Origin of the sequence: Acinetobacter lwoffii (genome assembly GCF_024129715.1) — a bacterium.
Taxonomy (GTDB): domain Bacteria; phylum Pseudomonadota; class Gammaproteobacteria; order Pseudomonadales; family Moraxellaceae; genus Acinetobacter; species Acinetobacter lwoffii_U.
In genome coordinates this window covers 1-8,145 of the sequence record NZ_JAMXXM010000039.1, presented here as the reverse complement: position 1 = coordinate 8,145, position 8,145 = coordinate 1, and the positions used below count along the sequence as shown (strand labels likewise).

Here is an 8,145-nt window from a genome sequence, read left to right as displayed (position 1 = left end):
ACGAGGCATAGCGAATAGTAAAATTGGGTTTGGCGATTTGATTTTACTACTTCGCTATTTTTTTAAACTAAAAGTGTCAACACACCCTAGACATCCATCACATCTCTTGAGAAAAAACGAAGAACATGCAGTGCTGAATTTAAACAGCAGATCGTTCAGGCTTGTAAAGCACCGGACGTTTCAATTGCTTCAGTCGCTTTGCAACATGGATTGAATACAAATCCCCTATCCAACTGGATTCGCTTAATTGATGGTAAGCTAGAGAAATGATCGCTCACCACTACCGAATAAACCTGCATTTATTGCTTTATCTTGCTCTGCACCATTAGATCCTACTCCTACTGACATGTTAACGGTTCAAATTACTTTACCCCACTCAAAATCAGAAATTGGCTTGAAATGGCAAGTATCAGAAATATCTGCTTTAGGAGAATTACTCAAGGCACTTGCAACATGATCCGTATCGATGAAATCTGGCTGTCTACCCAACCTCTGGATATGCGAGCAGGTATGGATACTGTCATGGCTCAGGTGCTGAGAGCCTTTGGCTATATCAAACCGCATTGTGCTTACCTATTCTGTAATACAAACGTGACCATCGCATGAAAGTGCTGGTGCATTATGGACTGGGCATCTGGCTGTGTGCCCGGCGGCTGGAACAGGGAAAATTCCACTGCGCTAAAGTTCACCAGGGTGAAACCGTGGCCCTCAGCCCGGAGCACTTACAAGCACTGATCCAAGGTTTAGCTTGGCAAAGAATCGGTCTGCAGCAAGTGGTAACAATGCTCTAAACCAAGCTCGGCCATTCTGCTATTCTCCAAACATTCTATTTCCTCTGCGTCATGACCTCAAGCATACTGCGGCCATGAATACGCTGCCTGATTTAAGCCAACTGACCCATGAACAACTGCTGGAATTTACCCGGCAATTGGCGATGCAGCATCAGTCTTTAGCATAATCAAATCAGCAATTAGATGCCAGAGTTCAACATCTTGAAGTCACCAATCAGCAATTAGATTCTAAAGTTAAATCTCTCTCTATTCTCAATCAAAAATACGAGCATGAACTTGCGCAGTTTAAACGGCATAAGTTCGCCCAGAAGAATGAACACTTAACGGCCAAACAAATCCATCTTTGGGACGAAGCGGTCGAAGAAGATATCGCAGCTGATGAATTAGTATAAAAATAAAGTTAGTAAATAAATTATATAAATCAAATACTTTTTTATTAAATATAAAATTTATTTGATTTAATTTTGTTAATTTTGGGACTGTGTTATTCTACTATTGTGACGCTAAAAATAACTTACCTGTGCAGAAAAAAATGATGACACCATTGCTCATTGATGCATTAACAATTTCTGAAGGCAGGTTTGAAAAACCATGCCCAGTTTTAGTTTTGAAAATGATGTTACTCAATGAGGAAATGAGCCGGGAGTTTTCAGAAAAAATTAAAAATCAAGCATTACTACTGCTCGCGATATATCGTAAGTTACTGCTTGCTGTCGATAGGGACTTATGTAAGGTAAAAACTCTAAAGGATAGTGTGAAAAGAAGACACTGGGCTAAAGTGGATAAAGCACAGGACAAGATGGTGGTTGCAGGCCAACTTCGACTAAAGAGTTTAGATCCAGAAGAAATGATTTTATTTTTAAATACACAGCATTTTTTGAAAAAGCTGCCGATTTCCTTTGTTCAAGAATTGGTTAATTGGGCATCACCGGTGGTGAGTGGTAATTTTTTAATCGAAAATGTTTTAGCTGGTTATATCGCCCAGAAGCTTTTGCCATTAGAAAGAATTAAAGTGAAAGAGCTGGGTAAGTCTGTGCAACCATATTTTCATTTAGCTAACTTTTCTGTATTTTTACCTCGACTGGAGGAACTTTATCAAAAATATCAGCAGCAAATTGTTCGTGTGGCACCAATGGCAGAAGTTGCTTTGGCTTTAACAGACTTGAAGAAGGCAAGAGTCTATCGTATTCGGAGTAGTTCATGAAAAGTTATTTCAAGAAGCTCCTAGAATGTATTAATCAGAATGAAAATATAGAAGAAAAAGAACTGATCCAAGCATTATTTTTGTTGCGTGCACACTATAGCTTAGCTGGCATTGTTGTCATTTGTCAGCGAATCTTCACATTGATTGGGGATGATGAATTACCAGAATTTCGTGATGAGCTTAATACGTTAAAGATCATTAGTAGATTGCAGGATTCTGAGGAATATGCACATTTTTTCTCAGAAACAATAGATAGAAACACACATACACCCACGCCATTACGTCCATACACTGGAGACAGTGGAATTTGTGATTTGCTATTGATTCAAGCAGGACGAAGTCGAAATAATGAGAGTTTTGATACAGTAATTATTTGGTTTTTAGAGCAAATATTTCACTTTCAAAAAAAAGTACATACCCTAGGGCTTTATAGTAGTTATTTAAAGGGTGATGGAAGCATAAAGCTGAAAGCTCAAAAAGGATCTCGTGTGTATAACGCCTTTTTAGCAATCAGGCTGTTGGGTGATCAAGGTAATGAGTATATTTTAGAACAAGTCAAAGAATTACTTATTCAAAATTCACCGAAACAACTGATTCATTTGATGTCTGCTGGTTCTGAAGATAAACGATTAAATGATGTTTTTTATATATTAAAGCTGTTTTTATCCCAAATTTGGCAAAATGATCCACTAAAAAATAAGAAGAAACGTCGAGAATTTTTACACCGTATAGGGTTAAAGCATAGAAAACTGATCTTGCAACGATACGGCTCATTAAGTATTGCTATTCAACCTTTAGAGGATGTAGATGAAATTCATCGTGGTCTAGTATCTGAAGTATTTGAGGATAATGAGATTGAAGAAGATGAAACACCATTGGAGCCATTGTTTACATTTTTTTTGGCAGAACAATCCGATTTAATTCGAGGTTTTTATGCCTCTAAATCTACTTCTCAACATATTGAAGCTGCAAATGTTGGTTTAGTTTGGACCAAATCGCGATTGTCCTTAATTTCAATTCAAGAAATATTTAGGCTCTGTCAACCATCTCATACTGATACCAGCTTAATTTTACGCGCAAAATTAGCTTTAATATTAAGTTTACTCACAGGACGTTCGGTGAGTGAATTAACAGCGCCTCGTTTTAGTCAAAATGCAGATCAGAATAATATTGCTATTCAGTATGATCATACTTTATCTGCGTATGTATTAAGTGTGTTTGCAGGGACACCGACACTCAAAAAAAAACCAGAAGATTCTAAATTTCATGTGCCATGGACCAATGAATTACATTTGGTTTTACCGATTGAACTCAATGATTTAGTGAGTCAAGTCAAAAATCTTGGGATTACAAGACATCATATGGCAGTTGAACGTGACGTGAGTGAACTGATTAACCGTGTACCTAAAGAGCTAGAAATCAGCCTCAAAAGCATTCGAGATATTCTTCCACGGTTGTTATATGATCATAGCCAAGGTGATTTAGCTGTCGTTAAAGCAGTGACTAATGCATCAGGTCGAAATTATGATAACTTGATTCATTATGCCTCTTTTGAACAGAGGCAACTTGAGCAACTCTGGGCTGCTTGTTTAAGAACGATAAAAATTAATATTCCTGAATATATATACTCTTCCAATAAGCGTGTGGGTAGCCCAATTGGAATAAAGATTGTTGAAATACAAAATGAAATTACACGAATAAAAAAGAGAATAAATCAGGCTTCTGAACATAAAAATTGGCAGGTGCTCTTTGATAGCTTGACGTTGTATACAGCATTATGGATGAATCTTGCAACTGCAGGACGAGGAATTAAGCAGCCCTTTCCAAAGTGGATCAGTCAGCAAGGCTGGGCATTGATTCAAGATAAACATCATCAAGATGAATCAACCGATCGTTATGTGCCATTGACGCAAGCGTTGATCAAACAGATTCAAGGTTTACGTGGTTTGATGGGAATGCTAGGGGAGCAAATTGAACCACGTGTTGATTTATCATCTTATGCTGTGCAACTTTGTGCTCCTCATCAGATTGAAGGTTTAGTTAGAAATTGGGCACGGAAGTTGGTTCGCTCTGATTATAATCAGTTACCTGGACGGTTCAAGGACGCTGGACTTGGGCACTGGATACGGGGTCGTCATCCATGGGATATGTTATCTGTATTTCCTGTATCAGCTTTTCAACAACAGTGGCTTGATGTACAAGAAAACTTGCAAAAACAATTAGGTTTCGAATGTCTTGAAGGTTTTGATTTTTTTAAAATCAAGCATATTCCAACATTTGTTTTAACCCAAGAGACTAAAACAGCTCAAGTAGAGACGAAGCTGAGAATACAATATTCAGAGAATGATGTAAAAGAATGGCTGAAAAACTCAGAGTATGAGTCCTATTGTCCGTTGATTTTTGAGGAAAATCCTGAGCCACAAGTAGCTTTAGAGCTTGGACATGTATTAGCTTCCCATTTAGCTAAAAATACAAACATTGATTTGCCAGAAGCCATAAAGGCATATTGTGCTTATATTCGCGATAAAACTAAAATTCCTTTATTCGTTCAACTTCCTCAAAAAGCTAATCGTACGTGGCTGACATCTGAAAATAGTTTTAGTACATGGAGTTATACTGAACAAAACTTACTTGATCTTATTCAGAAGGATTTAGAACATTTACCTGAACATCAAAATTGTGATATTGAAATAGGACGTTTGCTGGTTGTACTCTCCATGTATTCACAACTGTGCAGAGTGAGCCATTTACAAGCGATGTTGGAGTTTATTGCTTCTGATCAATATATAGTCGCTATGGGGAATAGTCGGCTCGTTGAGCTAACAGTGAATAATGATAGATCTGTGACGAAGATACGCCGTACAGTACTGTTAAGTCCTTATGTCTCGACTTTAATATTAGTAGACCGACAGTATCTACAGCCCCGATTAAAAGAGATTTTAGCACAGTCAAGAAATCAACAAAGAACGGCTTGGCAAAAGTGTTTTAATACATATTTAAAACAAATAGGGCTTAAGTCAACTCTATCGTTAGCTCAATGGTTGAAAGCTTTACAGCAAAAGGTGATGTTAAATAGCACTCCGTTGATTGCAGGTTATATATCAGGCCAAGTCCTGACTGAAGATCTTTCAATAAATGAATTATTACGATTATCCGAATATGAAAAATTAACCACAGGTTTAGATAGCACTGAGCCAGAAAGTGAAATAGAAATAGGCGATGAGCAACTACATTTGTCTGATATTTTAGCGATGATTCAGCAACTAAAAGGTGAGTCTAGATCAAGCATTTGGCTTAAACAGCTTGCTAGTAATAAAACGAATCACTACTCAGTCAATTTATTAACATGCTTTGTGCAATGGTTGATTTTACGCTGTGATGCAGAAGAGTTAAGTCTACAGAATCGAAATATGATTCATCTACATTTGGCCATCGTCAGTGCAGGTATATTGGGGTTTTCAGAAGATTTAACAAAAGATAGCCAGATTGATGAAGATGTATTTCAAAAATGGATGGAGTTGACGCAAGAGCATTTTCCACACCGCAAGCATCTCGCTGCGTGGAATCGCTTTAGAGAATTTTTAATTCAATTAAATGATGATCGTATAAAGTTACACAAGCGTACAGCGCATCAAGCAAGTGCTAAGGTTTTTTCAAAAAATGAAGTGCGGCAGATCGTTCAAATATTACAATCTGTAGAATCTGGGGTGAATGATGCTGCTTTACGTCTAGAGATTCAGCGTCATTTTCGTTTATCTGCAGCGATGGGTGTACGCCGTTCAGAGACACTTCATTTACGGCCCTTAGATATTGATGAGGATATGCTCCGAATTCGTCCTTATGGTGAGCATCAGTTAAAAACACTTGGATCAGAACGTGTTGTTCCGATGAATTTATTAAGTCAGACGATTCAAAATGGATTAAATGATATTTATAAGAATAAAAAATATTCGATATTAATGTCTGATGAGAATAGTGAGCATAGGCCTTTTTTTGCTCAAATATCTCAAATATTAAAGAAAGTCACTGGAGATGTTGATCTCAGCTTACATCATTTAAGACATACGTTTGCAAGTACATATACTTTAAAGTGTTTGCAAACAGTGGTGGATTTTAAAGCGCTCACGATAGAATTGCCATGGCTACAAACTTGGATGCCATCGAATGAGCAATTTAATACGCTAGTAGGCAATGAAGGACAGGTCGGTCAAGGGATTAAGGCGATTGGTCGAGTACTTGGACATTTACATGAATCGACAACATTAAAGCATTATATTCATATCTTATTTCTAGCTACTTATGCCTATAGCATGCAACAACAGCAACCCAATTTACATACTGCATTTTTTAAGCGAGTCATGAGTCGGAGTAATTTATTCAGGCATTTCCAAGCGATTAACCAACAGAATAGTAATCTAAAATATGAGTTGAGAGATACCATCGAAAAATATGTACTCAAAAAAAGACAAACTCAGAGGTGGGTAATCTATGCTCAAAAAAGAGGAAATTCGACGGGTAAAGTAATTAAACACGAACTATTTCAAAATATTGAAGATATTGAGCGGTATCTTATTTCTGGGCAGGGGCAGCCACAATTAGATATTGAGTCCTGGAAGAGAGCTTTAATTACGATGTCAAACATTCCTTCAGGTAAACGTGGTTCAAATATAGGAAGACATCCATTATTGACACAAGGAAAGTTAGCACGTTTGCCTGAATTACTAAGTGCTGTAGATTTTAATTCCGCACAAAAAATTTTAGAGCGATTTGATTATTTAGAACGAAACCAATCAGACACTTATAATTGGTTAATAAAAAAATGGTTGTATGAGAGTAATGTAACAAAAGTATTGATGCATTTTACGGCAGAAGATAAACCTATGCTTTCACTTCTTATAGAACATCAGTTTTTTCCGGTAGTGATGAAACATAATAAATATGATTATTTTAGAATAATGTCTCAACAAGCGTCATTAAGCGCCGTGCGATGGGTACTTGCGTGGTTGAGTGTACGATATTTAGCGATTGGAGATCATATCTGAATCTAAGTATATATGACTTATGCACGCTTTGTTACACAAAGGTTTGAAAGACAGCGCTACCTTAATTGAGCTAATTTCAAATGACAATTTGGATGTAAGTGCAGCCAAATTCTGTGAATTTGTTCGAGATAGCTACGTGTGCATGAATATCATTTACCTGACTAGAAAAATTTCTTGCTGCTCATTTATAGCTTAATAATAGAGACTTAAGTATTTTTTATGGATCAACAGAACCGAAAAACATCGCATTATCCATTGCGTTTTGTCTGCTGCTGGAAGCTATGTAACATGATTCCTTAGGTGAAATAGCCTAAGCTTAATAAGTGATTAAAAGGCCTGAAAATCCGCGAATTTGATTTTTTTCTTAGCTTTCAATTTGATCCATACGTTATTTATTTATTTATATTGTTCATTTACAAATCAATAAAATATTCTAATTTGGTTTGATCAAAGAAAAAGATACCCATTTGATAATTAGGTTACAGCAAAATCTGTAATCGGGCGTGGAAACCTGAAAATTACTACAGAAGTATTAAAACCGCTTTAACAGTTTTTTGTGCCTATTATGCTTAGTTTGCTATTATTAAATATTATTCAGCATAAAGTCATGTTGCAGAAGAAATGTCACCTTCAATGCAGCGTGACAATTTTGAAGTAGCACTAACTGATTTTGAAAAACATCCAATCATCAAATGTTTATTTAAAGCGGATAACGTCACGCGACACATAAGTTGTCATTTGCGACGCATAAAATGTCATTGAACGACACATAAGTTGTCATTGAAAGAAACCGCGATTATTGGTGGTTTTTTTATCAAGTCTCATATTAATTTTCTAAAATTAAAACTTTATGGTTAAATTAGATTGCATAAAACCGTGGAACATTGGTTGGTAAATAAGCGTGGAACATGAATAATCAATAAAAAGCCGTTCTAGTGCCCTATACTCCAGAACGGCTTAATTTAATATACTGATATATAATAAGAAATATCATACTGTTATTCACCAATTAAAATGTCTATGCGATAAACCATTTAAAATGTCCTGTTTTTAACCACAAGAGTCAAGCACAGGATTTAACTTTCTTTGTTCAATAACAGCTTTCTGA

At 36.4% G+C, this 8,145-nt stretch carries 4 protein-coding genes and 2 pseudogenes; all 6 read left to right on the top strand.

The window, feature by feature from the left end:
* Nucleotides 1-96: 96 nt before the first annotated feature.
* The 6 genes and pseudogenes from NI462_RS15170 (at nucleotide 97) to NI462_RS14250 (ending at nucleotide 7,037) form a co-directional block, all read left to right on the top strand.
* A pseudogene (locus NI462_RS15170) lies at nucleotides 97-457 on the top strand (transposase).
* Nucleotides 454-606, top strand: a complete 153-nt coding sequence (locus tag NI462_RS14270; RefSeq protein WP_004647769.1) for an IS66 family insertion sequence element accessory protein TnpB — start codon at nucleotides 454-456, stop codon at nucleotides 604-606. Before NI462_RS15170 ends, NI462_RS14270 begins: the two are co-directional and overlap by 4 nt.
* Nucleotides 603-791 carry an IS66 family insertion sequence element accessory protein TnpB gene (tnpB, locus tag NI462_RS14265; RefSeq protein WP_004647767.1) on the top strand — a complete coding sequence of 63 codons (189 nt, stop codon included), beginning with the start codon at nucleotides 603-605 and terminating at the stop codon, nucleotides 789-791. Before NI462_RS14270 ends, tnpB begins: the two co-directional genes overlap by 4 nt.
* A gap of 74 nt (nucleotides 792-865) precedes the next feature.
* Nucleotides 866-1,177 (top strand): annotated as a pseudogene (locus NI462_RS14260) (IS66 family transposase); the annotation flags it as partial.
* A 146-nt stretch (nucleotides 1,178-1,323) separates the two neighbouring features.
* The gene (locus NI462_RS14255; protein ID WP_005105953.1) at nucleotides 1,324-1,995 is read left to right on the top strand and encodes a hypothetical protein; all 672 of its coding nucleotides are present in this window, start codon (nucleotides 1,324-1,326) and stop codon (nucleotides 1,993-1,995) included.
* The gene (locus tag NI462_RS14250; protein WP_253161166.1) at nucleotides 1,992-7,037 is read left to right on the top strand and encodes a tyrosine-type recombinase/integrase; all 5,046 of its coding nucleotides are present in this window, start codon (nucleotides 1,992-1,994) and stop codon (nucleotides 7,035-7,037) included. The genes NI462_RS14255 and NI462_RS14250 overlap by 4 nt, the downstream gene beginning before the upstream one ends.
* Nucleotides 7,038-8,145 lie beyond the last annotated feature (1,108 nt).

Excerpts from the sequence above, each read along its gene's own strand:
- NI462_RS14250 (WP_253161166.1), top strand. The coding sequence starts at position 1,992 with ATGAAAAGTTATTTCAAGAAGCTCCTAGAATGTATTAATCAGAATGAA.
- NI462_RS14270 (WP_004647769.1), top strand. The coding sequence starts at position 454 with ATGATCCGTATCGATGAAATCTGGCTGTCTACCCAACCTCTGGATATG.
- tnpB (WP_004647767.1), top strand. The coding sequence starts at position 603 with ATGAAAGTGCTGGTGCATTATGGACTGGGCATCTGGCTGTGTGCCCGG.
- NI462_RS14255 (WP_005105953.1), top strand. The coding sequence starts at position 1,324 with ATGATGACACCATTGCTCATTGATGCATTAACAATTTCTGAAGGCAGG.